General features: G+C 69.5%; 18 protein-coding genes and 4 pseudogenes. 15 read left to right on the top strand and 7 right to left on the bottom strand.

Features of this window, described 5'->3' with window-relative positions; genetic code table 11:
• Nucleotides 1-76: 76 nt before the first annotated feature.
• The 7 genes from KCH87_RS32320 to KCH87_RS32290 all read left to right on the top strand — a co-directional run bounded on the left by KCH87_RS32320 (nucleotide 77) and on the right by KCH87_RS32290 (nucleotide 10,576).
• On the top strand, nucleotides 77-2,200 hold the full coding sequence (locus KCH87_RS32320; protein ID WP_210590496.1) for an exo-alpha-sialidase: 2,124 nt from the start codon (nucleotides 77-79) through the stop codon (nucleotides 2,198-2,200).
• Nucleotides 2,201-2,640: 440 nt separating this feature from the next.
• Entirely contained in the window at nucleotides 2,641-3,177 is a 537-nt protein-coding gene (locus tag KCH87_RS32315) for a kinase (protein ID WP_210590494.1), read from the top strand.
• 193 nt (nucleotides 3,178-3,370) lie between these two features.
• Nucleotides 3,371-5,662, top strand: a complete 2,292-nt coding sequence (locus KCH87_RS32310; RefSeq protein ID WP_210590491.1) for a hypothetical protein — start codon at nucleotides 3,371-3,373, stop codon at nucleotides 5,660-5,662.
• A 251-nt stretch (nucleotides 5,663-5,913) separates the two neighbouring features.
• Nucleotides 5,914-6,777, top strand: a complete 864-nt coding sequence (locus KCH87_RS32305; protein WP_210590488.1) for an LLM class flavin-dependent oxidoreductase — start codon at nucleotides 5,914-5,916, stop codon at nucleotides 6,775-6,777.
• Between the two features lie 282 nt (nucleotides 6,778-7,059).
• Complete coding sequence (locus KCH87_RS32300; protein WP_210590485.1) at nucleotides 7,060-7,689, top strand: TetR/AcrR family transcriptional regulator; 630 nt, start codon at nucleotides 7,060-7,062, stop codon at nucleotides 7,687-7,689.
• A gap of 226 nt (nucleotides 7,690-7,915) precedes the next feature.
• Nucleotides 7,916-9,094, top strand: a complete 1,179-nt coding sequence (locus tag KCH87_RS32295; protein WP_247197127.1) for a peptide synthetase — start codon at nucleotides 7,916-7,918, stop codon at nucleotides 9,092-9,094.
• 138 nt (nucleotides 9,095-9,232) lie between these two features.
• Nucleotides 9,233-10,576 (top strand): family 43 glycosylhydrolase, encoded by a 1,344-nt coding sequence (locus KCH87_RS32290; RefSeq protein WP_210590479.1) that lies wholly within the window; start codon nucleotides 9,233-9,235, stop codon nucleotides 10,574-10,576.
• Between the two features lie 55 nt (nucleotides 10,577-10,631).
• Here the strand turns inward: KCH87_RS32290 and KCH87_RS32285 are convergent.
• Nucleotides 10,632-10,940, bottom strand: a pseudogene (locus tag KCH87_RS32285) (TetR/AcrR family transcriptional regulator); the annotation flags it as partial.
• On the opposite strand from KCH87_RS32285, the pseudogene KCH87_RS32280 reads away from it, so the two are divergent.
• The 4 genes and pseudogenes from KCH87_RS32280 to KCH87_RS50205 all read left to right on the top strand — a co-directional run.
• A pseudogene (locus tag KCH87_RS32280) lies at nucleotides 10,940-11,214 on the top strand (NAD(P)-dependent alcohol dehydrogenase); the annotation flags it as partial. The pseudogenes KCH87_RS32285 and KCH87_RS32280 overlap by 1 nt on opposite strands.
• Nucleotides 11,215-11,550: 336 nt before the next feature.
• Nucleotides 11,551-12,255: a Clp protease N-terminal domain-containing protein gene (locus KCH87_RS32275; RefSeq protein WP_210590476.1), complete on the top strand. Its 705-nt coding sequence runs from the start codon at nucleotides 11,551-11,553 to the stop codon at nucleotides 12,253-12,255.
• Between the two features lie 227 nt (nucleotides 12,256-12,482).
• Nucleotides 12,483-13,128 (top strand): annotated as a pseudogene (locus KCH87_RS32270) (hypothetical protein).
• A complete protein-coding gene (locus KCH87_RS50205) occupies nucleotides 13,125-13,319 on the top strand; it encodes a LysR family transcriptional regulator (RefSeq protein WP_210590473.1) in 195 nt (64 codons plus the stop codon). The pseudogene KCH87_RS32270 and the gene KCH87_RS50205 overlap by 4 nt, the downstream one beginning before the upstream one ends.
• A gap of 279 nt (nucleotides 13,320-13,598) precedes the next feature.
• Here KCH87_RS50205 and gap read toward each other — a convergent pair whose 3' ends face one another.
• The gene (gene gap / locus KCH87_RS32260; RefSeq protein ID WP_210590471.1) at nucleotides 13,599-14,597 is read right to left on the bottom strand and encodes a type I glyceraldehyde-3-phosphate dehydrogenase; all 999 of its coding nucleotides are present in this window, start codon (nucleotides 14,595-14,597) and stop codon (nucleotides 13,599-13,601) included.
• Between the two features lie 107 nt (nucleotides 14,598-14,704).
• Nucleotides 14,705-15,661 (bottom strand): GlxA family transcriptional regulator, encoded by a 957-nt coding sequence (locus KCH87_RS32255; RefSeq protein WP_210590468.1) that lies wholly within the window; start codon nucleotides 15,659-15,661, stop codon nucleotides 14,705-14,707.
• Nucleotides 15,662-16,289: 628 nt separating this feature from the next.
• On the opposite strand from KCH87_RS32255, the pseudogene KCH87_RS32250 reads away from it, so the two are divergent.
• Nucleotides 16,290-16,511 (top strand): annotated as a pseudogene (locus KCH87_RS32250) (VOC family protein); the annotation flags it as partial.
• 58 nt (nucleotides 16,512-16,569) lie between these two features.
• Here the strand turns inward: KCH87_RS32250 and KCH87_RS32245 are convergent.
• The 3 genes from KCH87_RS32245 to KCH87_RS32235 form a co-directional block, all read right to left on the bottom strand.
• Nucleotides 16,570-17,082 (bottom strand): TerD family protein, encoded by a 513-nt coding sequence (locus KCH87_RS32245; RefSeq protein WP_308298970.1) that lies wholly within the window; start codon nucleotides 17,080-17,082, stop codon nucleotides 16,570-16,572.
• Nucleotides 17,083-17,408: 326 nt separating this feature from the next.
• On the bottom strand, nucleotides 17,409-17,954 hold the full coding sequence (locus KCH87_RS50510; protein ID WP_210590466.1) for an RNA polymerase sigma factor: 546 nt from the start codon (nucleotides 17,952-17,954) through the stop codon (nucleotides 17,409-17,411).
• Entirely contained in the window at nucleotides 17,951-18,202 is a 252-nt protein-coding gene (locus KCH87_RS32235) for a hypothetical protein (RefSeq protein WP_210590463.1), read from the bottom strand. The genes KCH87_RS50510 and KCH87_RS32235 overlap by 4 nt, the downstream gene beginning before the upstream one ends.
• 278 nt (nucleotides 18,203-18,480) lie before the next feature.
• On the opposite strand from KCH87_RS32235, the gene KCH87_RS32230 reads away from it, so the two are divergent.
• Nucleotides 18,481-20,196 (top strand): IlvD/Edd family dehydratase, encoded by a 1,716-nt coding sequence (locus KCH87_RS32230; RefSeq protein WP_210590460.1) that lies wholly within the window; start codon nucleotides 18,481-18,483, stop codon nucleotides 20,194-20,196.
• A gap of 381 nt (nucleotides 20,197-20,577) precedes the next feature.
• Here KCH87_RS32230 and KCH87_RS32225 read toward each other — a convergent pair whose 3' ends face one another.
• Nucleotides 20,578-21,321 (bottom strand): IclR family transcriptional regulator, encoded by a 744-nt coding sequence (locus KCH87_RS32225; protein WP_210590457.1) that lies wholly within the window; start codon nucleotides 21,319-21,321, stop codon nucleotides 20,578-20,580.
• Nucleotides 21,322-21,616: 295 nt separating this feature from the next.
• On the opposite strand from KCH87_RS32225, the gene solA reads away from it, so the two are divergent.
• Nucleotides 21,617-22,750: an N-methyl-L-tryptophan oxidase gene (gene solA / locus KCH87_RS32220; RefSeq protein WP_210590454.1), complete on the top strand. Its 1,134-nt coding sequence runs from the start codon at nucleotides 21,617-21,619 to the stop codon at nucleotides 22,748-22,750.
• Between the two features lie 6 nt (nucleotides 22,751-22,756).
• Nucleotides 22,757-23,773, top strand: a complete 1,017-nt coding sequence (locus KCH87_RS32215) for a succinylglutamate desuccinylase/aspartoacylase family protein (RefSeq protein ID WP_210590452.1) — start codon at nucleotides 22,757-22,759, stop codon at nucleotides 23,771-23,773.
• Nucleotides 23,774-23,834 lie beyond the last annotated feature (61 nt).

The raw sequence follows: 23,834 nt of genomic DNA, 5'->3' as shown, positions 1-23,834 counted from the left end.
CGTACGTCCTGATCGGGACCGTGACGCCCCGCGCCGGGTCCCTCTCCTCCGTACCGCCCGAAAGGGGTGGCCCACTATGTCCGACAGCGGACCGAACCGCACCGCCATGAACCGCAGATCCTTCGCCCTGGGCGTCGTCGGCGCCTCGGCGACCGCCGCGTTCGGCCCCGCGGCCCTCGGATCCACGGCACACGCCGCCGACCAGTCCTCCGCACCCGACCAGCACGGCGTCTTCTTCCATGAGCAGACCCTCTGGGACTCCGCCGAGGGCCCGCTCGTGAACTATCACGTCCACGCGCTCGCCGTGCTGCCGGACGACACCATCCTGGCCGTGACCGAGGGACGCCACGAGGTGTGCGACGCCGGGCCGCGTGATCTGCTGCTGCGCCGCAGCACCGACGGCGGCCGGACCTGGGAGGCGAGCCGCGCACTGGTCACCTCCGTCGACGGCGACTCCTGGGGCAACCCGGCGCTGGTCGTGGACCGGGAGACGCGGGAGGTCTTCCTCTTCTACATGCTCTCGCTCCAACTGCCGGAGAACACCACCTGCTCGGGTGACTCGGGCGAGCTCTATGTGATCTCCAGCCGGGACAGCGGGCGGACCTGGGGCGAAGCGCGGAGCCTGGCAGGCCTGTTCGACGGATTTCCCTACAACTGGGCGCTGCACGGCCCCGGTCCGGGCCACGGACTCCAGCTGAGGTCCGGCCGTCTGCTGCTCAACTGCCTGCACCGCAGGGTGATCGTCGGCAACACCGTGGCCGAGCGGTACTACGGCGTCGCGCCGCTCTACAGCGACGACCACGGCGCCACCTGGCAGGCGACCGGCGAAGTGCCCGTGCAGGTCGCGTACCCCATCAACGAGGCGCGGATGGTGCAGCGCTCCGACGGCAGTGTGTTCGTGAACGGCCGCGCCGCGGCGGGCGGTGAAGGACAGCGCATAGTCTCCGTCAGCTCGGACGACGGTCTGACCTGGTCGCAGCCGGCGTTCGACGGCGGCACCGGTTCGTTCAACGCCGTGGACGCCGGCCTGCTGCGCTACACCGGAGGCCCGGGCAGTCGCGACACCGGGCGAGTGCTCTTCAGCCGCCCCGACTCACCCGTCAGATACAACATGACGGTGTCGGTCAGTTACGACGAGGGCTTCTCGTACCGGTACCAGCGGGTCATCAACGAGAACCGCTCCTTCTACTCGGATCTCGCTCGACTGTCCGACGGCACCATCGTGCTGCTCTACGGCGGTGACGGTGACCTGGCCAGTGCCCCGCGCCGGGTCAACGTCTGCCGCTTCTCGCTCGAATGGCTGACCCGCGGTCGCGACAGCCTGCGCCATGGCCCGCACTACCGGGAGGCCGTCATCGCCTTGGCCGAAGCGGACTGCGAGATCACCAGCGGCGCCGTGCAGACCGTCGCCGATCCGCTCGCGCGCCGCGGCGAACGACTGGTCTTCACCCCCGAACAGGTGGGTGACGAGCTGGAGTTCACCTTCCGCGCGCCGCACACCGGAGAGTACGAGCTGCTCCTGCGCTACTACCGCACGGCGGACGGCGCACTGGCCACCGTCACGGTGAACCGCACCGGACTGCCCGCCTTCGCGATCGACACCACCGCGCAGTCGGCGGCCGGCTTCGATCTGGCGCACCTCGGTACCACCCGGCTGCGCGCCGGCCGGTACACCCTGCGGTGCGCGGTGACGGGGCCCGGCAGGGGCGGTGGCACCCGCCTCGGCCTCGACTCGCTCAGCCTGATCGAGGCGCCGGGCTCCGCCGACGTACGCGCAGAAGTGGTCGTGGACAACGCCCGGCTGGGCTTCGAGGTCGTCAGCGGCACCTGGGCGACGGCGACGGCGGACCCCGGCTTCTGGTCGGGCAACTACCGCACAGCGCCCGCCGGTTCGGGCGAGCGGATGGTGCGCTGGCGGCTGGCCGTGCCCCAGGACGGCGTGTACGAGATCCAGACGTCCTACCCCTCGGCTGCCAACCGCGCGGGCAACGCCCCGTACACCGTCTTCCACGCGGACGGCCCCGCCACCGTACGGATCGACCAGGGGGTCGCGGGAGCGCCCGATCCGCGCGGCGGTTCGTGGGTCTCGCTCGGCGAGTTCCGGCTGCGGGCCGGTCTCGAAACATCGATCGAGCTGACCAACGACGCCGACGGCACGGTGGCCGCCGACGCGATCCGGCTGTTGGGCCCGCGGACCTGAGGGCTGGACTTCGTGCTGCCTCGGCCCCGGTTGGCGGCATGGTGGCCGGCGACGCGATCTGCTTGTTGGGCCCGCGGACCTCAGGGCTGGACTTCGTGCTGCCTCGGCCTGGGTTGACGGCATGGTGGCCGGCGACGCGATCCGGCTGTTGGGCCCGCGGACCTGAGGGCTGGACTTCGTGCTGCCTCGGCCTCGGTCGGCGGCGTCCGAGGCCAGGGCTGGCCGTCTAGTGCGCGCTGATGGCGCGGGAGCGGGCGCGTCGGTGTCTCGGCCTGTGCCGCCGCTAAGGGCGTGTGGGTATTGCCCGCATGGCGTTTCGCAGCACGCAGACCGGCGATATGGGTTGCGCCACCGTTGGCTGTCGCGCGTCGCCGAGGCAGCCGCGCCTCGCTGTCGGCAAACGACAGGCAGCGCAAGCGGCTGCCGGTAGCCTCCGCCGGATGGTGGTGGGCACCGAAGACACGAGGCTGGTGGTCCTGCGTGGCAACAGCGCCTCGGGCAAGTCGTCCGTGGCGGCAGGCATTCGCGAGAAGTTCGGCCGGGGCCTGGCCCTGGTCGGCCAGGACAACCTCCGGCGAATCGTTCTGCGGGAGCGGGACAGGCCCGGCGCGGCGAACATCGGCCTGATCGACCTGACGGCCCGCTACGCGCTCGATGCCGGGTACCACGTCGTCGTCGAAGGCATCCTCTACGCCGACCACTACGGCGACATGCTCGCCGAACTGCGCGCCGCCCACCGCGGCCCGACCCACGCCTACTACCTGCACGTACCGTTCCAGCAGACCCTCGCCCGGCACGCCACCAAACCGATCGCGAACGAGGTCAGCGAGCCGCAGCTGCGCGACTGGTACCGGGAGCTCGATCTCCTGCCCGGCGGCACCGAGACCGTCATCGGGGCCGACAGCACCCTCAAGGAGACCGTCGACCGCATCATGCTCGAAACCGGCCTGGCCGGCCTTCCCGCCCTGGAGTGCTGACGCTTCCGGCGGTAGCTGTGGGAAGCCACGCCATCTCGTGAGCCGGAGGGGGTTCGGGCTTCCGTGCGGGGCTGAATATGCCCTTGTGGTGATCTTTGTTCGGCAATGTGCTTGTCATGGTCAGATCATCGCATTCAAGGGGGAACGTGTGAGATCAAGAAAGAGAGGTGCGGCCTTAGGTGCTGTCGCCGCCATGGCCGCGCCCCTGGCCCTCGTCTGGGCCCCCGGCGCCCAGGCCGCCCCATCGCCCGCGCCTGAAGCCGCTCCACAGTCCGAGGCCTGCACGCTCGGCGGAGAATGGGCCCGCTGTCTCGACGTCGACGCCCGGCTGGATCGCGCGCCCGGGGTCGGCGGGAACGCGACACTCACCGTCGTCCTCACGTCCTCGGCCGAGCTGGACGACGTGACCCTGCGGGTGGAGCTGCCGTCGACGCTGAAGTGGCGCGAGGCACCGGACGGGTTCGCCGAGAAGCGCAAGCCGTCCGACCGGCCGGAGGCATACGGTGCGGTCAACGCGGCCGAGCGCACGCTGGACGTCGAGGCCGGCCAGAAGATGACCTTCCGCGGCACCGTGAACGCGCTGCGCTCCGTCGCCACGTCGATCCGCGTGCAGGCGGTGTCCCCGGAGGGGGAGCCGTTCAGCAGCTGGCCGGAGATCGTGCCGCTGACCGTGGGGGACGCGGGGGAGAAGTCGTTCCTCGGGTATGGGGAAGGGCCGTTCGGGACGAAGGCCGTGCCGGCGGACGCCGTCCCCGCGAAGCAGAAGCCGCGGTTCGAGTCGGCCAGTGAGGAGGGGCTGCCCGAACCGCACTCCGACGACACGAAGGCCCCCGGCATCCAGGCGACCTCCTGCGTCCAGGGCTCGTGGGCCTACATGATCGGCAACACGGTTCACGAGTCGAGCAACTTCGAGGTGCAGGTCTGGGACGAGGACTCGGTCTTCGACGATCTGCTCGCGGTCGGGATCACCGACGCGAACGGTGCGTACAACATCTGCTTCGAGAACGACGACGGTGCGTTCGGCGGCGGACAGGACGTGTACGTCAAGTTCGTCGCCTTCAACCAGCACTGGAGTGTGCGGGACGACGACGATGATCCGTACGAGTTCCAGTTCGAGACACGGCAGAACGTCGCCGACGGCGACACGGTGAACTACGGCCGACGGATGCCGTCCGACCCGAACCTGTTCAGGGCGCTGAGGATCTTCGACTACGCCAACGAAGCCGCCATCTGGACACCGGGCCGCTGCTGGGACCGGGACGACACCGACTGCTTCCACATCGGGCTGCTGTGGCCCACGAACGACCCGAGCGCCTTCTACGATCCGGACGAGGACCGGGTCCATCTGCCGGATTCGCGGGCCGAACAGCCCTGGGTCGTCGATCACGAGATCGGCCACGGTGTGATGGACGACGTCTACCAGGGCTACGAGCCGGACATCGGCCCCGGGTGCCTCAACCACGAGGTGGGCGGGGAAGAGAAGGCGGAATGCGCATGGGTGGAGGGCTTCGCCGACTTCTACGGCACGATGGTCACCGATCTCTTCGGCCACACCGCTCCGTTCGACTTCGACACACCCACCTGGGGCGACCCCGCGAACTGGGCCAACGGCCCCAACGTCGAAGGCCGGATCGCCGGCGCGCTGCGCGACCTGATCGATGACGACGACGAGGCCTACTGGGACGACTTCGGCGAGGGCGAGGCCAACGTCTGGGAGGTCTTCCTCGACCACCGCTCGGACCACTTCCAGCAGTACTGGCAGCAGCGCGCCGCGGACGGTTACGACGTCGGCGACGGCCCGATGAGCGCCCTCTACCAGAACACCATCGAGATGGGCTTCCGTGATCCGCTGACCAGTGGCGCCGAGAAGACCCGGCCGTCGCCCAACCCGCCCGGCCACCACAACTACCACTACGACACCAAGTTCCGCTTCTGGTCCGTCGTCGCCGTGCGGGCGGGCACGAGCACGGACTACGACCTGGAGCTGTACGACGACCGGAACATGACCCAGCAGCTGGGCGACAGTCTCTCGGGCGTCGGCTTCACCGACTTCGTGGCCGTGGACTCCAACGTCGGCAACCGCGAACTCGACGACTACTACCCGCGAGTGACACACCGCGTAGGCGGCGGCGAGTACACCGTCGAGGTCTCCGACACCGGCAAGCTCCTCCCGCTCGCCGGCGACACCCGCGCCATGGGTGCCGACGACGTGGTGGAGATCTGGGACACCTGCACCTCCACCCCGCAGACCATCACCGTGACCCCGTCGGACGCAGGCCAGGACGCCGAGCTCTACATCGTCGCCTCCGAGCCCGGTCCGGGCACCTCCTCGGTCAAGGGCCGCCAGGACATCCTCACCGGTTCGGTCACCGGCGGTCCGGGCGAGACCGAGACGGTCACGCTCACGCCGAGCAGCCTGGACTGCTACGGAGTGGTCCTGATCAACAGGGCCGGCAGCGGGACGTACTCGCTGTCCGTGTCCTGACGCACCACATGCCTGACGGCCCGCCGGCCAGGACGATGAACTCGGCTTCCCATGAGTCCGTCGTCCTCGGCCGACGGGCCGTCGGCTGCACCGTTCTCGTCCCGGTCGTCCCCGATGAGGGCCTGCGGCGGGGTGCGTCGGCCGGGTGTTGTCACCCGGCCGGTGCGCGGGGCTGACGTCACTGCGGTCGCCTGTGTGGCATCTGTGCGCATGATGGGCTTGGAGCGAGTTCCCAGCGACTGGAGGAACGGATGGACATCGGAATCGGCCTTCCCAACACGGTTCCCGGAACCGAACCACCGAGGCTGCTCGACTGGGCCCGGCAGGCCGAGGGGGCGGGGTTCAGCACTCTGGGCACGATCGGCCGACTGGTCTACCCGGGTTACGAGGAGCTGATCGCCCTCGCTGCGGCTGCCGCGGTCACCAGCAGGATCCGGCTGACGACGAGCGTCCTCCTCGCGCCGCTGTACGCCAATGCCGCCCTGCTGGCCAAGCAGGCGGCCTCGCTGGACCGTATCTCCGCCGGACGCTTCGTACTGGGGGCGGGACTCGGTGGGCGCGACGACGACTTCGCCGCCAGCGGGCTGTCCACCAAGGGCAGGGGGCGGCGCTTCGAGGAGCAGCTTCAGGAGATGAAGCGCATCTGGTCGGGGGAGGAGCGCGGATTCGCCGGCGCGATCGGGCCCAGTCCCGTGCGTGACGGCGGTCCCGAGCTGATCCTGGGCGGTTCGACCGCGGCCAGTTTCCGGCGGGTGGCGGAGCTGGGCGACGGCTGGATCATGGGTGGCGGCACACCGGAGATGTTCTCCCAGGCCGCGGTCGGTGTGGACGCGGCCTGGCGGGACGCCGGGCGTGCGGGCACGCCCCGCAAGCTGTCACTGGCCTACTTCGGGCTCGGCCCCGACGCCCGCGCACAGGCGGACGCCTACCTCCTGGACTACTACGGCTTCCTCGGCGACGTCGCCGGCCAGATCGCCGCGAGCGCCGCGGTGAGCTCGGAGATGGTCAAGTCCTACGCCGCCGCCTTCGAGGCCGCCGGCTGCGACGAGCTCATCTTCGTCCCCACCGGATCGGGACTTGATCAGATCGAGCTGCTCGCCGAGACGATCGCCTGACCCGCGTCCGCAAGATCACTCTCCCAGGGGTGGTGGGCCCGGCCGAGGTCGGGCCCACCACCCCACTGGGCTTGCGCCGTGAATGCGGGGGCGTCGCGGGGTCCTGCTTGCCGAAGTGCGCGATGACGAGCACCCCGTCGAGGTCCAACGTCATTCCACATGCTCGCCTTCATGGGCGTCCGCATTCGCTCTTTGTCACTTAGTGACGTACTGTCGTTTGGAGGCAGGCGAGCGAAGGGTGGCGAAGGCGCCGTGACGACGGAGAAGCGCAGCGGAGGAGGGATGAGCGAGCAGCGGCGTGCGCGGCTGCGGCTGGAGATCTCCCGGGAAGCGGCGCGTCTGTTCTGGGAGCAGGGCGTGGCCGCGACGAGCGGCGATCAGATCGCGGAGGCCGTGGGGCTGTCCACGCGAACCATCTGGCGGCATTTCCGCAGTAAGGAGAGCTGTGCGGAGCCGATCGTCATGCAGGGCGTCGTCACCCTCATCAGCGTGCTGCGCAGCTGGCCCAGGCCCAACGCCCTCGAAGACCACCTGGCCACGGAACTGACCAGGCTCCGTCACGAGAAGCCGCCCGTCGACCTTGCCGACGAGATGCTCGCGATGAAGATGATCCGTCTCGCCGACACCGAGCCGGCACTCCGCACGGCGTGGCTGATGGCCTGCGACCAGACGGAACGGGAGCTGTGCGTGATCATCGGCGACCGTCTTGCGCGCCCGTCCGGTGACCTGGAGGTACGGATGCACGCGGCAGCCGCCGCCGCGGTCGTGCGGGTGCTGGAGGAGCACATCGGCGCAGCCATCCTCGACGGCGCCGACACCACGGAGTTCACCAATCTGACGGCAGTTTCCCGGCGTTACGCCCAGGCGATCCGCACGGCCACCGGCGGAGCCGTAGGCGACCCCGTCACCTGAGGACGCAGAGCACCGAGATGTCCTGGAAACCCGGAGGCCGCCGCGGTCGATCTCACTCCCTTCCCCGGGGCCATGGCCGGACAGCAGCCTGCCGTCCAATGGACGAGCTGACTTTCCCAGCCTCTACTCCAGGGCTCCACAACCGGAAAGGACTGTCGTGAGGATGGCCGTGAGCCAGAGCATCGTTCGACCGCTGGGCGCATTCGAGCGAACCATTGACTTCTACATGCACCGTAACCCCGTCCAGTTCTCCCTGGTCGCCGAGTTGGACCGTCAGGTGTCGGCGACGACGTTGGCTTCGGCTCTGGCTGCGCTGAAGGATCGGCACGCATTGCTCGGGGTCGCGGTTGATCGCGCCGCACCCGAGGCTGTGTTCCGGGCATCCGAAGACGGAATCCCCCTGGAGGCAGCCGCCGACGGCACTCCGTGGCAGTCCGTCGTCGCCGTCGAGCAGACGCGGCCGATCCCCGCGACACCAGGGCCGCTTGTCCGTGCCGTGCTCGTCCCACGGGAGTCGGGGTGCGCCGTGGTGCTCACCTTCGCTCACCAGATCGCCGACGGTGTCGGCGGCCTGCGGGCTCTGCTGGACCTGGTGGCGGCCCTGGGCGGTGAGGAGTTGGCGCCGAGCAACGTCCCGAAGGCGCAGGAGGATCTCCTCGCCCACGTCGGCGGAGCGGTGGATGCCGGCGACGCCGTGACCAGTACGCCCGGCGAGGACGACGAGCGCATGAGCGCCGTCGGCGAACTCATGCCGTTCTCCGGGCGCCGACCTCACGTCGATGCTCTCGCCCTGGATCGGGGACTGACCGCGCGGCTTGTCCGTCGTTGCCGCCTGGAGCGCACCTCCGTACATGCCGCGCTCTGCGCTGCTGCCACGGTGGTACTCCACCGACGAGGGCGCGAGTTCGTGCGGGTCCTCAGCCCTGTGGACCTGCGCCGTGCGGTCGGCTTGCCGGACGAAGTGGTGGTCCGGTTCGCAGGTGCCCGAACGGGGAGCCCCGCGCACGACGTGGACGAGTTCTGGGCGCGTTCACGTCATACACGCGCGTCGCTTTCTCGCCAGCGCACACCGACTGCGCTGAAGGCCGGATCCGCCGCTCTCGCAGACCATTCCCCATCGAGCGGTGGCGAGGCGGAGGCAATGATGACCGCAGCCACCGCGGCCGACATCCAGATCACCAACCTCGGGATCGCCCACCCGGGTCGGCAGAGCTCAAGTGTGCTCCGCGCACTGTGGGGCCCTGCGCAGATCACTCAGCTGCGAGGCGAGCACATCATTGGTGTGGTCACTGTCGGCGGGCGGCTGCGGATGACGGGACTGACCCACGACCCTGTCGCCGGGCTCGTCCCAGAGATGGGCGCCGTACTGGCCGATGCCTGCGCCGGGTCACCTCGGGGATGTTGATCCTCAACCAAGGCGGCCGCGGTCGACGGCGACCACGAACTGATCGGCCGCGTACACCAGAAGCAAAGGCATCGCCCCGGTCGGTGGTCCTCCCGCAGAGGGCACTGGCGTACCCGACGACAAAGGAGAACGTGACTGATGACCAGCACTGGCAGCGGATTGCCCCGACGGTCCCTGTTGGCCGGCGTCGTCGGCTTGGGAGCGGCGGCGGCCCTGCCCACGGCCGCGGCGCAGGCGGGTCCCGCACCGGCCGAGGCTGCGCCGCTGGAGCGCTACCCGTCGAACTGGCCCGATCCCGAGCCCTACGGACTTGCCGACACCCGGCCGGACCTGTGGCCGCGTGCGGACAACTCCTTCGTCCTCCCGCTCGAACTGCGCCCCCGTGACGAGGAGCTCGGCCGGGTATGGATACGCGACACCTACGTCAACTGCTTCGTCATCGACGGCCGTCCGGTCTATGTCGCCACGGGCACCACCAACGCGCCAGGACTCAGCGGGCCCGCCCCCTGGAACGACGGCATCTTCGTGTGGGTGTCCTCGTCCCTCGACGGGCCGTGGACACTGGCCGACACCACCGGCATCCGGCCCGGCGCCGAGAAGGGCAAGGTGTGGTCACCGGAGTTCGCCGGTGAGAACCGGCCAGGACGCACGGTCGTCGCTCCTTGGCAGGAGTACTGGCACGACGACCGGTTCGGCAAGCGCGGCGACGTCTGGGCCCCGGAGGTGCACTACTTCGGCGGGAAGTGGTACATCGTTGCGTGCATGGGCGACCACTCGCGCAAGGTCGGCTCCTTCATGCTCGTGAGCGAGGGCGGCGTCGAGGGCCCGTACCGGCTCATCGAGGGCAACTTGGAAAAGCCCTTCGGTGAATCGTTCATCGGCGGGCCGGACTTCATCGAGCCCGGCGCCTACTTCCACATCGACGGCAGCCTCTACTGCGAGGGCCGCGATGCCTGGCTCGTGCTGCACAACAACCTGTACGCCAAGTTCCGGGACGACATGGAGGACATCGTCCCGACCACGAACCTTCCGAAGTTCCAGCAGAAGCCCTACTCACCCGAGCCCTACCTCGAAGGCGCCTACGTGTTCAAGTTCGAGGGCAAGTACTACCTGCTCCAGGCCGCTTGGGACCGGACGTCGGTCAATCCCGACGGCACCAGGCGGTACGCCTACGACAAACCCGGAGAGGGTCGTCTCCAGCACCAGTACGACGCGGTCGTCGCCGTCTCGGACACCTTCGAGGGTCCGTATTCCGAGCGGTGGACGGCGGGTGTCGGCGCCGGCCACAACAACTTCTTCGTCGACCACCACGGCCGCCCGTGGTCGACGTTCTTCCTCAACCCGAACGCCGGCTACTGGTCGGATCCATCCCGCATCGCCGACGCAGCCGTGCCCGGTGTCGTGCAGCTGGAATGGACCGGCCCGGCGGGCGATCGCCTGTACGTGCAGCGCCGAAATCCTGGTCGCACGATCAGCGGTTGACCACCTGACGCGGCCACAGTCCGACGGGTCGTCGACTCGAGGGGCGGAACTGGCCCTAGTCGGCTGTCATGGCGCGGCGGACGCTCTCGCGGAGCAGGCTGCGGCGTTGTTCGTGCAGTTCGGGGGGCTCCTGTGCGGTCGCGGCATAGACATTGCTGACCGGTGACCATGCCATAGACATGGCGATCACCATGGCCATGACGTCGAACGGGTCTCCCCGCCGTACCAGGCCGGCGGCTTGAGCCTCGGCGATGGCACGCAGTTTGCGGTCGTCGAGGCGGTCGGGGTCGTCGACCAGGTGACCGGCCGGGCGTCGCTCCAGGCGTGCCCAGGTGGCCAGTCGGATGAGGTCGGGGCGGCGAACAGATGGCTGACGCCCGCGACCGGTTCGACGTTGTCATCGACACCAACTCCGCCCCGCACGACCTCGGCCCCATCACCGTCGAGACCATCGACCTGCTCGTGGGACGCAAGAGACTCAGCTCCGCAGGAAGCGGCGGCAGGCCCGCGACCGCCGCCATGCTGGACTTCTGCGGCGAGCACGGCGCTCCTCGGCGCGAGTGAACGAGGCACTCGACCGTCTCCGACGCAACGACGTCCGCTACCGCTTCGTACTCGACATGTCCGATCTGGGCTGAACAGCGAAGGCAAGGAAGCGCAGCACGTCTGACGGACCGAGCGGGCGCTCGAGCGCCCACGCACGCGAGCCGTCGATACCGACTCGGTGGACGGACGGCAGCAGCCGCGCCACACGTACCCACAGATCACCACGCACCAGGTCGGCAGACGCAGGGCACATCGTGTCGGCTCGACACCCAACGGCCGAGCGCCGGAACGCAATTGCGAAGGCGTCCAGTGGGTCGCGATCGGGCGTGACTGCTGCACCGGGCCATCGCACGAAACTGGGGGAGCGCACCGGAAATGAGCGTCAATTACAGATTGACGATGAGGGATCGTCAACTTACGATTGACGCATGAGTCCACTCGACATCAGCCTCGCCGACCTGATCGCCCGTCTCGACGAGGAACTCCCCGACGCCAACGAACTGGCCCGCATCAGTGAGGCGCGACTGCGTGCCCAGACGCTGTCCGACCTCGGCGACCAGCTCATCGACCACTACGTCAGCAAGGCCAAGCAGACCGGCGCGTCATGGACCGAGATCGGCGACGCCATCGGGGTGACCAAACAGGCCGCCCAGCAACGCCACGCACCCAACCCTTTCGAGCGGTTCACCAACCTGAACCGGCACAGCATCGTGCTGGCGCAGGAGGCCGCCCGAACACACAAGCACGACTTCATCGGCACCGAACACATCCTGCTCGGCCTGCTCGGCGAACCGCAGGGCCTGGCGTATGAGGTGCTGGTGGCGAAGACCGAGTCGGAGCAACGCATCCGCGACGCGATCGAGGAAGCGCTGCCGCCGGCCGGGGAGAAGGCGCTGCGAGGTCACATCGCGTTCCGGCCGGAGAGCAAGGAGACCATCGAGCAGGCACGCCGCGCGTCGGCCGACCTCGGCCACGACTGGGTCGGCACGGAACACACCCTGCTGGGCGTGATCCGCACCGAGCAGAGCCCGGCCGCGCAGATCCTGCGCAACCTCGGTTTCACGTCGGACGAGCTGCACGAGACGGTCAAGGCGGAGATCATCAAACGGCTCGCCGCACGCGACAAGCAGTAACGAAGCGATCAGTCGCCGCGGAGGACCGGGCCGGCACAGCCTGCCTGCTGGCCGCGTCGGCCATGCCGTGCCAGGCCCGGCGTCACCGCGAATATCAAGTCCAGCGGGATCTTTCCCGGGCCGTGCACGGTACGCGGCATGTGCCATGTGGGCAGGGTGTTGGAGCCCCGGTGGGCACTGGGAAACCGTTCGACTGGCTGGGGCGGATCGGGTCATGATCGGCGCTCGTGACGATGCCGCAGCAGTTTCTGGTCCTGGCCGCCGCCCGCAACAACGCTGAGTGGTGTGCGGCGATGAGCCGGTCTCATGGTGTGGTGGGCGCGTTCGAGGCACAGGCTTGGGCCGCCCCGGTCCGCGCACCGCTGCACCACCCCGACTCGGTAACGCTGGTGCCGGGAGCCGCTCCGGCCGCGCTGGTGGACGGGCGCGCCCGCCGTCGCGTCGGATCTTGCCTGGTATGTGGCGAGCGACCCGGACACGCTGCTCGCCTGGGCGCTCGCTTGGGACGACGGGGACGGCAACGCAGACCTCTTCCGGCCCGAACTGCTCACCGACCCGGCCACGTTCGTGCTCGCCGGACGGTCCGCCGACGGCCGGGTGGTCGCCGGTGCGGTAGCGAGCCGCAACGACCAAGTGGTTGGAATATCCAACGTCTTCGCGGTGGACGGCGGCCCTGACGCGGGTTGGCCGGTCGTATTGGAAGCGGTGCACTGGCTGTTCCCCGCCCTGCCGGTCGTCGGCTATGAGCACGGCGACGATCTGGAGGCCGCCGTGCGCCATGGTTTCGAGCCGATCGGTCCGCTGCGGATCTGGGTGCACGGTCAGATCGGCTCAGTGCGGCCGGAGTTGCCATCACCACGCTCGCGCACTTGACGGACGGGAAGGCGTCGCGACTACGCCCATCCCGGCTGACCGGATGCCGCAAACGCCTCGGCACGCACATTCCCCCGCCGGCGCTGTCGCGGGCGATCCAGGCTTTGGAGCGAGCAGTCGGCGTCCCCCTGCTCGTGCGCCGATCCCACGCCACAGAACTGACGGTCGCGGGATGGGCGCTGATCGCTTAGGCGTACGAGCTGGTGGAGCGTTCCCGGACAGCGCTTGAACACGCCGACGGCACGCAGCCCGGCGCTGAGACCCTCACCGTGACCGCTCCCGTGTGTGATGCCGTGGCAGTGGCGGGGCAAGCCGAGCTTTCGAGGCGGGCTGTCCGGGCGTACGCGTGAATCTCGTTCCGTGCGAGTGACTGTCGCAGCGGGACGAGCTGCGGGCAGGCGGGGTGGGCGTCTCGTTCCTGTGGGCTGCCACGACCGAGAGAGGCTGACGGGTACCACCCCGGCGTCCGGTCAGTGGGTGGCGAGGAGTTCGAGCGTGTCGATCACGCGGTTCGAGAAGCCCCACTCGTTGTCGTACCACGCGACCACCTTGACGTGGCGGCCTTCGACGCGGGTGAGGGCCGAGTCAAAGATCGACGAGGCGGGATTGCCCACGATGTCGGACGACACGAGCGGGTCCTCCGAGTACTCGAGGACGCCGGCGAGCGGCCCCTCCGCTGCCGCGCGGTACGCGGCCAGCACGTCGTCGCGCGTCACGTCGCGGGTGACGGTCGTGTTGAGTTCGACGATCGAGCCCACCGGCACCGGTACGCGGATCGAGTCGCCCGACAGCTTGCCGTCGAGGTTCGGCAGCACCAGGCCGATCGCCTTGGCGGCGCCGGTCGTGGTCGGCACGATGTTGACGCCGGCGGCCCGGGCGCGACGGGCGTCGCGGTGCGGACCGTCCTGGAGGTTCTGCTCCTGCGTGTAGGCGTGCACCGTCGTCATGAACGCGTGCTCGATACCGGCGAGGTCGTCGAGCACCTTGGCCAGCGGCGCGAGCGCGTTGGTGGTGCAGGAGGCGTTCGAGACGATCGTGTGCAGGGCCGGGTCGTAGGAGTCGGTGTTGACCCCGAACGCGAGCGTCACGTCGGCGCCGTCCGACGGCGCGCTGACGAGCACCTTGCGCGCGCCCGCGTCGAGGTGGGCCCGGGCGGCCTTGGCCGAGGTGAAGCGGCCGGTGGCTTCCAGGACGATGTCGACGCCGAGTTCGGCCCACGGCAGCCGCGCCGGTTCGCGCTCGGCCAGCACCTTGATCCGACGGCCGTCGACGACGAGGGTGTCCCCGTCGACGGTGACCGGGCGCCCGAGCCGCCCGGCCGTGCTGTCGTAGGCGAGCAGCCGGGCGAGAGTGGCGGGCTCCGTCAGGTCGTTGACGGCGACGATCTCGAGGGCGCTGTCGCGCTCCAGCAGCGCGCGCAGCACATTGCGTCCGATGCGGCCGAATCCGTTGATGGCGATGCGAGTCATGAGTGATGTCCCTTCTGTTCGCCACCAGGCTCGCCCGCCGCCGGCGCCGCTGACAGTGGCGGGATCGCCATGGTTCAAAAGGATCCCGCCACACGGTGCCGGGCGGTTCACTCGCCCCGGGTGAAGGTGCGCCGGTACTCGCTCGGTGTGGTGCCGAGGATGCGCTGGAAGTGCAGGCGCAGGTTCGCGCCGGTGCCGAGCCCGATGTCGGCGGCGATCTGTTCGACGCTGTACTGCGAGCGCTCGAGCAGTTCGCGGGCCACGTCGATGCGGGCGCGCATCACCCACTGCATCGGCGTGTAGCCGGTCTCCTCGACGAAGCGCCGGGAGAACGTGCGCGGCGAGACCCCCGCCTGCCGCGCCAGTATGTCGAGGGTGAGGGGCTCGTCGAGCCGGTGCAGCGCCCATTCGCGGGTGACGGCGAACCGCTCGCCGAGCGGCTCGGGGACGCTGCGCGGCACGTACTGGGCCTGGCCGCCGCTGCGGTAGGGGGCCGCGACCAGACGCCGGGCCGCGTGGTTGGACGCGGCCACTCCGAGGTCGCCGCGCAGGATGTGCAGGCACAGGTCGATGCCGGAGGCGGCGCCGGCCGAGGTGAGCACGCTGCCCTCGTCGACGAACAGCACGTTCTCGTCGACCCGGACGAGCGGATGCCTGGCCGCGAGTGCCCGCGTGTAGTGCCAGTGCGTCGTGGCGCGCCTGCCGTCGAGCAGACCCGTGGCGGCGAGCGCGAAGGCGCCCGTCGAGATGGCGGCGAGCCGTGCACCCCGGTCGTGGGCGGCGATCAGTGCGTCGACGACGGCCTGCGGCGGGTCGTCGCGGTCCGGGAACCGGTAGCCGGGGACGAAGACGATGTCGGCCCACGCAAGCGCGTCGGGGCCGTGGGCGACGTAGTACGCGAGGCCATCGCCGCCCGTCACGAGACCGGATGCGGCTCCGCAGACCCGCACCTCGTACGGCATGCTCGCGCGGGTCGTGAAGACCTGCGCGGGAATTCCGACGTCGAGCGGCTTCGCACCCTCGAGCACAAGGACGGCGACGCGACGCAAGGGGGAGACTGGCACGGGCAAGAGGCTACGTGGGACGTGACTTCGATACGCCCACTGCGCGGACCGGGCAGCCGACACACCACCCGTTCCCCGTGCTCGTCACCGATCAGGGTCTGCCCGGCGCGGCCGTCCAGCGGACTGGGCTCGACTTCGAACATACCGAGCAGGGTGTCGCGCCCGTCGGCCTTGGCCCGGCCAGGGCGAACGCGATCGGCAGCAAGGTTCACCATGCTCAGGGCCTCATTCCATGGCCGCCAGTCAATGGTGGTTCGGTGGACGACACCTTGAGGGACGGAGCTGGGTCGAGCCGATTCCGCCTCACTGAGGCTCACGAGTAACCCCGATGATTCGCGGAGTACACGTGTGCACGTCGCCGCCAACTGCTCGCGGACCCAATGTCTGTCCTGCGCTCTCCTGCTGACCGCACTTCCCGCGAAGACACCGATCAGCGTAGTCGCGACGGCCCCGGCGGGGGCGGCAAGCAGGTTCCACAGCGCAGACATGGGACCAAGTTTGAAGCCATCAGGTTCTGTTGGAAGTCCGGCTCTCGTCGTCGTGAGCGCGGGTGGTCAGAGAGTTGATCTCTGTCTGGTGACGGTACCTGCGGATGTCGTTGCAGAGCCGGCTGCATAGGATCGCCGGCATGGCACTGCGACCTGTTCAGGTGAACATCAAGGCTCTTGATGCCTCGGCGGTCGGCCGGTTCTGGGCGGAGGCGCTCGGCTGGAGTGTTTTCAACCCCGGCGTAACCACCTACGTGGGACCCGTTGACGGCCGAGTCGGCGCGACGCCCGCCCACGTGGGTCAGGGCAGCGTGCCGTGGACGGTCCTCGCCGACCCGGAGGGCCACGAGTTCTGCGTCCTCGCCCTGTCCTGACGCGGAGCCTCCACGACACCGCGACACGTGAGCCTTCGGCTGTGGATCAGCGTTCGTGTGTCCTGCCCATAGTTGCTGTGAAGGATGCCGGGTCGCCGTCGAAACCGTGGATGCCTGGGTGGTGGTTCCACGTGCCGGATTCGTCGCGTACGAACTCGGCGACCGTCGCAGCCGTCGCGCCGGGGACGCCGCTGAAGTCGTCCTCGGTCAGGACGGTGTAGCCCTCGCGGATGCGTAGGCCCGGGTTGGGTACCTGGGCGAAGGTGCGGTGGGCGGGGTGCTGCTGGATGATGACGCCGACGACCACGCGTGCGTACCGGGAGTCGAGCCAGTCGAGTTCCAGCGTCATCACTTCGTCCCAGCCGAAGCCTTTGCCGTCCTTGCTGTCCCGGTTGAGGTAGATGCTGCCGTCGGGGGAGCGGCTGTCGAAGTGCACGACATAGGCGGGGTCGCCATACGGATCCACGGCCGGGTAGGCGGCGGCGACGAGATCGAGATCGGTGGGTGGTTGTCCCGCCGGGCTCGGGTTCCACCTGAGTGCAACTTCGGCCTTCCTGATCCCCGGGGATGCCCCGTCCGCGGGGCGACCGGGACCGGATGGCTGCGGGAGTTCGCGGACTGTCTGGTCCTCTCCCGGTGTGTCTTGCGTGTCTGGCGTGATGGCCGGAGAGGGAGCAGACGCGGTGGGCAGGACGGCTGCCAGTCCGCCTTCGACATCGAGGACGCTGTCGAGGTCGTCGACCGCGGTGTCGTGGCGGGACTGGAGCAGGATCTCGCGCAGTCCGGCTTCGACGTCGAGGACGCTGTCAAGGCCGTCGGCCAAGGCGTGCTGGTGTTGGGCGAGCAGCCGGTTGACGGCCTCGTCTTGGGGTTCGGGGTGCTGGGTCACTGCTCCTCCTCCCTGTCCTTGAGGTACGCGGCCGCGGCGCGGCGGGCCTTGGCCAGGTTTCCGCGCACCGTCTCGGCCGACAGGCTCAGGTGGTGGGCGATGTCGCGGGGTTCGTAGCCGGCCATGGTCCAGGCGAGGACCTGGCGCTGGCGGGGCGGCAGGCTGCGCAGGATCGGCAGAGCGTCGTATCCGGTCTCCCATTCTGCGATGGCATCCGGGCGGGACAGCAGCGACGTGGGCTCGGGAACGCGTTCGACCGGGTCTTCCTCGACGGAGGCGATGGCGCGCACCAGTGCCCGGGAAGCGACCGTGTGTGCCCAGGCGCGCGCGTCGCGCAGATCGGCCCAGCGTTGGTAGGCCTTGACCATCGTGTCCTGGGCGATGTCGGCGGCGAGCGGTAGCGTGGCGCCCTGGTTGACCAGAAAGCCGACGAGCCCGCGTACGGTTTTTCGGTAGAAGGCGGAGAACTCCTCGTCCGGCCCTTGCCGCGAACTCTGGCGTTCCCCAAGGGATGGGGCGTCCGCCGGATCTTGGTTACTCACGCTGCACTGTCCTTCTCCTGCGCAGGGGCGCGGCTGATCTTCATGCGGAGGCGGCGCCCGTCACTGTGTTGATCGTCGAGCTCCACGTAGCCGTCGGCGGCCACCGCTTGAGCGACGCCCACAAGATACTGGTGCTGAGCCTGATCGCGGTGGACCCGCCACCGCAGGCGCAGCCACAGGCCCAGCAAGGCGCACGTCTTCGCGGCAACGATCGAAACGAGCACGACGATGATCGTCGCTCTGTCCATGGAGTCTCCTTCTTGCGTGCCCCGACAACTGCGGAGTCCCGTCAGGAAGGAGGAGCCGGAACAGGTCGCGTTCGTGAACTCCAGGACGTGACATCTTTTCCAACGGCGCTTTGTCACAGGCGTGTTGAGAATGGCGGAGGACGTCCCGCCGCTGGCCCGCTCGCTGTCTGCGCCGGTAGAGCCGCCTCGGCCCGGGTCTGTCGGTCCGTCGTGCGGCTGCGTAGGCTTCATCGCGTTCCGGACAGTAGATCGCCGTACCGACTGTTGGAAGGGACTGCATGGTGAGGCTCCGCAGTGCGCAGTGGTACGCGGGTCAGGACCGCAATGCCTACATCCACCGGGCATGGATGAGACGAGGCGTGCCAGGCGACGCCTTCACCGGCCGGCCGCAGATCGCCATCGCCAACACCGCCTCGGACCTGACCCCTTGCAACGCGCACCTGGACGAGGTCGCGGCCTCGGTCCGCAACGGAGTGTACGAAGTCGGCGGTATCCCGCTGGACCTGCCCGTGGTGTCGCTGGGCGAGACGAACGTGCGGCCCACCGCCATGCTCTGGCGCAACATGGCGGCGATGGCCACGGAGGAGATGCTGCGGGCCAACCCGATCGACGGTGTCGTCCTGTTGGGCGGCTGCGACAAGACGATCCCTTCGCTGCTCATGGCCGCCGCCTCGGTGGACCTGCCCGCAGTCGTCGTGCCCGGTGGCCCGATGCTGACCGGAACCTTCCGTGGCACACCCCTGGGCTGCGGCACCGATGTGTGGCGGCTGTCCGAGGAGGTGCGTGCGGGCACGCTCTCCCAGGAGCAGTTCACCCGCTCCGAGTCGGCGATGATCCGCAGCCGCGGGCACTGCAACACGATGGGCACGGCTTCGACGATGGCCCTGGTCGCCGAGGCCCTGGGCACGGTGATGCCCGGTACGGCCGGAACCCCTGCCCCCGACAGCCGGCTGCTGGAGGCCGCGCACCACACCGGCCGGCTGGCGGTGGACATGGTCGCCGCCGACCGGCGGCCGGGCACCTTTCTGACCAAGGCGTCCTTCCACAACGCGATCGTGGCGCTGGCCGCCGTCGGCGGCTCGACCAACGCGGTCGTCCACCTGCTCGCGATCGCGGGCCGCCTGGGCATCGACCTGTCGCTCTACGACTTCGACCGCATCGGCTCCCGTGTACCGGTCCTGGTGGACCTCCAGCCCGCCGGCCGCTTCCTCATGGAGGACTTCCACCGCGCCGGGGGACTGCTCGCCGTCCTGCGCGAGGTCCGTGACCTGCTCGATCCCGACGCGTTGACCGTCACCGGCAAGTCACTGGTCGCCTTTCTTGACGACGCTGCCATCTGGGACAGCGAGGTCATCCGCACTCTCGCCGCACCGCTCGTCGTCGAGGGCGGCATTGCCGTCCTGCGTGGCAACCTCGCTCCCGACGGGGCGCTCATCAAACCCGCCGCGGCCTCCCCGCACCTGCTCCGCCACCGTGGCCGGGCGGTCGTCTTCGACTCCATCGAGGACTTCCACGCCCGCGTCGACGACCCCGACCTGGATGTGGACGCCGACTCCGTCCTCGTTCTGCGGGGCTGCGGCCCCAAGGGATACCCGGGCATGCCCGAGGTCTCGAACATGCCCTTGCCGAAGAAGCTGCTGGAAGCGGGCGTCCGCGACATGGTCCGTGTCTGCGACGGCCGGATGAGCGGCACGGCGTACGGCACGGTCGTGCTGCACGTGGCTCCGGAGGCCGCCGCCGGTGGCCCCCTCGCGTTGGTGCGGACCGGGGACTTCATCAGCCTCGACGTCGATGCCCGCCGCATCGATGTCGATGTACCGAACGACGAACTCGCGCGCCGGGAGCCGAGTCAGGCCACGGTCGATGGCTTCGCCGACCCCCGACGCGGTTGGGAGCGGCTCTACGTGGACCACGTCCTACAGGCCGACACCGGTGCCGACCTCGACTTCCTGGTCGGCTCCAGCGGGTCCGAAGTGAGCCGTGAGTCGCACTGACCGCTGATATGGCTTCAGCAGTGGTGTGGGCTGCTGGGCTGTCGGGTGTCGTGGATCTGGGCCCTCGCGATGGTCCCCTACCTGATCCGGGGGTTGCTCCGGCTTCAGAGTGTGGCCCGCATAGACGAACGGTCGGCGGTTCTCTGTATTGAGGGTGCGTCCTTCGTGGACCGGTTCCAGCGGCTCCGGCAGCGATCTTCGTTCGCTGCCGGCACGTTGACCTGAGCGGTCCCGTCGGCTCCCTCGCGGGGGAACTCCGCGACTTCGTGGGCACCCATCTGCCCGTCGCGGTCTACTCCGACGCAGACGAGGAGGCAGCCGCGTGTTGATAGACCGGGCCGGGTGTCTCGTCGTAGATGCCGATGTGGACTCCCGTGCCCTTCAAGCGGAACGCCTGGCCGCGACCTCCTTGGCGGTGTCGGCCACCAGGCGTCCCAACTCGGGCAACCGCCCCGGGGCGTACCGTGAATCAGGCATCGACACGGCGACAGCCGCGAGCGGCGTGCCGTCCTCATCCAGGATGGCGGCGGCGACCGCGCACACGTCCGGCCGGTACTGGTTGACGTTGACCGCGTAGCCGTCGGCTCGCACGCTCTCCAACTCGGCGCGCAGAGCGGCGGGGTCGGTCGGGGTCTGCTCGCTGTACCGCTCCAGCCCTCGGGCGACGAGCTCGTCGACGTCGGCCTTCGGCAGGTACGCGAGGATGGTCCGGCCGGTGGCGGTGGCGTGCAGTGGCGAGGTGTCGCCGATGGCGTGGAACGTCCGTACCGCGCGGTCGCAGTCCACCCGGTCCACCACGACCATGCACTGCACCCCGTCCGGCACGCACAGGTGAATGGTCTCGTTCACCGCGTCCCGGAGCCGGATCATGGGCTCGCGTGCGGCCGCGAACAGGCTCGACCCCTGAAGCGCCGCCGGCCGGACGGCGAGCACCCGGGCGCCGATCTCCCAGCGTGTGGTGTCCTTGCGGTTCGCCCGCAGCCACCCCGCCTCGTTGAGTGTGACCAGGGTGCGCTGGACGGTCGACTTGGGGAGCCCGAAGAGCTTGGTCAGCTCTCCCACCGTCACCGGCTGGTGCTGTGCCACCGCCTCCAGGATCCGCAGTGACCTGGTGACACTCTTCATTTCCATCCGGTTTCCCCCGTTAACTCTGCAAATCCCGCGAGCGCACCCCCTTGACTGCCTCCGAACGGCACTGTCAAGCTCGTGCCAGATTCTAGCACAGCGTTCCACAATGTGGCACGGCTCTTCTTGGTACTTCGTCGGCTCTTCGTCGGTCCTTCAAGAGGCGGCCCGAAGAAGACCCTCACTCCGGACGGCGCGACATGTGACCCCGCATCGACGCTCCTCTTCCGGAATGTCGGAGTCCGTATGCCGGGCGTGCCGCATTCCTGCCCCCGGGACCCGAAAGGAACCACCCGTGTCAGCCAGCAAGCGCGTCGCCGTCGTCGGTGTCGGAACGATGGGCAGTCAGGCCGCTTGGCGCCTGGCGGCCCGCGGGGCCGAGGTCGTCGGGTACGACCGCTTCGCCCCGGGTCACGACCGCAGCGCCGGCGGCGGCGAGACCCGGATCTTCCGCAGCGCCCACTTCGAGGACTCGCGGTACGTTCCACTGCTCAGGCAGGCGGACGCGCTGTGGACGGAGCTCCAACGGGAGACCGGCCGCGAACTGCGCCGGCTGACCGGATGCCTGCTGATGGGGCCCACCGAACACCAGCAGATGGCCACCGTCCTCGAGTCCATCGCCGAACACGGGCTTGACCACGAGGTACTTGACACCGAGGCGCTCGCCAAGCGCTTCCCGCAGTTCCGGATCGAGGACGGCGACGCGGCCGTACTCGACCGCCACGCGGGTTTCATCCGGCCCGAGTTGACGATCCACACCGCCGCGCGCCGCGCCGAGCAACTGGGCGCCCGTATCCACCGCTACACGCCCGTCCGCGAGATCGTGCCGAGCAGTCGCGGCGTGGAGGTCCGCACCGACGCCGGCGGCGAGCGGTTCGACTCCGTCGTGGTGACCGTCGGCCCCTGGGTCAACGACCTGCTGCCGGACCTGCCGTGGGAGGTGGAGATCCGGCGGCTGATCAACGCCTGGTACGTGCCGGTCGGCGACGCCTGGTCCGGAGAGGAACGCCCGGCGTTCATCCGTACCGCACCCACCCACTGTTACGGACTGCCCTCCCCGGACGGCGTCTCCGTCAAGCTCGGTCTGTCCCGCGCCCTGCACCGCCCCGTCGGCGACGCGAACCGGCTCGAACGGACCGTGGAGCCGGGGGAGCTGGACATCTTCACCGAACTGCTCGGCCGCCACATGCCGGACCTGCACCCCGACCCGATCCGGCTCTCCGTCTACATGGAGGGCTACACCGAAAGCAGCCGCCCCCTGGTCGGCCCGCTGCCCGGCACCGACAACGTGGTACTGCTCGCCGGATTCTCCGGACACGGGTTCAAACTCTCGCCCGCCATGGGCGACATCGCGGCGGACCTCGCGCTGGACGACGCCACGGACCGGCCCGTCGACTTCATCTCCACTCTCGACCGCACGGAGGCATGACCCCCGATGACCCACGACACGACGACCTCACAGGACCTGACCGTCGGCGCGCTGCGCGCCGAGCCCGGCGCCAAGACCCGCGGCACCGTGGCCGTGGACCTCGGCCCCGTCACGGTGGACGTTCCCGTGATCCTGGTGAACGGCGCGCGTCCGGGACCCAGGGTCGTGCTCACGGGGGGAGTGCACGGCGGCGAGTTCATCGGCGTCGCAGCCGCCTCGCAGCTTGCGAACCTGCTGCGGCCCGAGCAGGTGAGCGGCCAGGTCGTGATCTGCCCCGTGTCCAACCCCCCGGCCGTCTACCAGGGACGTCTCGGCATCTCCCCACTCGACGGGGTGAACATCAACCGGATCTTCCCCGGCGACCCGGCCGGCGGTCCCACCCAGCGGATGGCCGCCTGGCTGTTCGAGAACCTGCTCGCCGGCGCCGACGCGTACGCCGACCTGCACAGCGGCGGGATCGACGGGTTCCTGCTGGACTTCGTCGGATACCGCCTCACGGCCGACCCCGAACTGGATGCGAAGACACGGGACATGGCCCACGCCGTCGGGTACGAACGGGTCGTGCTCGGCACCGACGCGAGCGGCGGCAACAGCCACGCCGCAGCGGCCCGCCGGGGTATCCCGGCCATCCTCATCGAGACCGGCCAGGGCGGCGACCGCGAGGCCACGACGGTGCGGAGGCTGCTCGACGGTCTGCACCGGCTGCTGCACCACCTCGGGATCACCGACCCCGAGGACACCGAGCCCACCGGACAGGCCACCGCACCGCGGCGCGAGTGGGTGTGGGCCGCATTCGTGGAATCCCCCGCCTCCGGCCTGTGGTTCCCGGACTTCGCCCCCGGCGACGACGTGACCGAAGGCCAGAGCATCGGCCGGGTGCTCGACCCTCTCGACGGCACCGAGCACAAGGTCACGGCGGACGCCACCGGACGGATCCTCTACGGCATGACCGGACTCACCGTCGCCCCCGGCGCCGAACTGGCGGCCATCGCCGCACCCGCACCCCAGAACGCGGACGGCTGACACCCGCCCCCCCCGCCGATCCTTCCCCGCACGGCACGAACGCCCCCCACTGGCATGCATT

This window comes from Streptomyces sp. GESEQ-35 (assembly GCF_017948485.1).
In the GTDB taxonomy this organism is placed as follows: domain Bacteria; phylum Actinomycetota; class Actinomycetes; order Streptomycetales; family Streptomycetaceae; genus Streptomyces.
This window is presented reverse-complemented; position numbering and strand designations above follow the sequence as displayed.

Excerpts from the sequence above, each read along its gene's own strand:
- KCH87_RS32320 (WP_210590496.1), top strand. The coding sequence starts at position 77 with ATGTCCGACAGCGGACCGAACCGCACCGCCATGAACCGCAGATCCTTC.
- KCH87_RS32315 (WP_210590494.1), top strand. The coding sequence starts at position 2,641 with ATGGTGGTGGGCACCGAAGACACGAGGCTGGTGGTCCTGCGTGGCAAC.
- KCH87_RS32310 (WP_210590491.1), top strand. The coding sequence starts at position 3,371 with ATGGCCGCGCCCCTGGCCCTCGTCTGGGCCCCCGGCGCCCAGGCCGCC.
- KCH87_RS32305 (WP_210590488.1), top strand. The coding sequence starts at position 5,914 with ATGGACATCGGAATCGGCCTTCCCAACACGGTTCCCGGAACCGAACCA.
- KCH87_RS32300 (WP_210590485.1), top strand. The coding sequence starts at position 7,060 with ATGAGCGAGCAGCGGCGTGCGCGGCTGCGGCTGGAGATCTCCCGGGAA.
- KCH87_RS32295 (WP_247197127.1), top strand. The coding sequence starts at position 7,916 with ATGCACCGTAACCCCGTCCAGTTCTCCCTGGTCGCCGAGTTGGACCGT.
- KCH87_RS32290 (WP_210590479.1), top strand. The coding sequence starts at position 9,233 with ATGACCAGCACTGGCAGCGGATTGCCCCGACGGTCCCTGTTGGCCGGC.
- KCH87_RS32275 (WP_210590476.1), top strand. The coding sequence starts at position 11,551 with ATGAGTCCACTCGACATCAGCCTCGCCGACCTGATCGCCCGTCTCGAC.
- gap (WP_210590471.1), bottom strand. The coding sequence starts at position 14,597 with ATGACTCGCATCGCCATCAACGGATTCGGCCGCATCGGACGCAATGTG.
- KCH87_RS32235 (WP_210590463.1), bottom strand. The coding sequence starts at position 18,202 with ATGGACAGAGCGACGATCATCGTCGTGCTCGTTTCGATCGTTGCCGCG.
- KCH87_RS32230 (WP_210590460.1), top strand. The coding sequence starts at position 18,481 with ATGGTGAGGCTCCGCAGTGCGCAGTGGTACGCGGGTCAGGACCGCAAT.
- KCH87_RS32225 (WP_210590457.1), bottom strand. The coding sequence starts at position 21,321 with ATGAAGAGTGTCACCAGGTCACTGCGGATCCTGGAGGCGGTGGCACAG.
- KCH87_RS32215 (WP_210590452.1), top strand. The coding sequence starts at position 22,757 with ATGACCCACGACACGACGACCTCACAGGACCTGACCGTCGGCGCGCTG.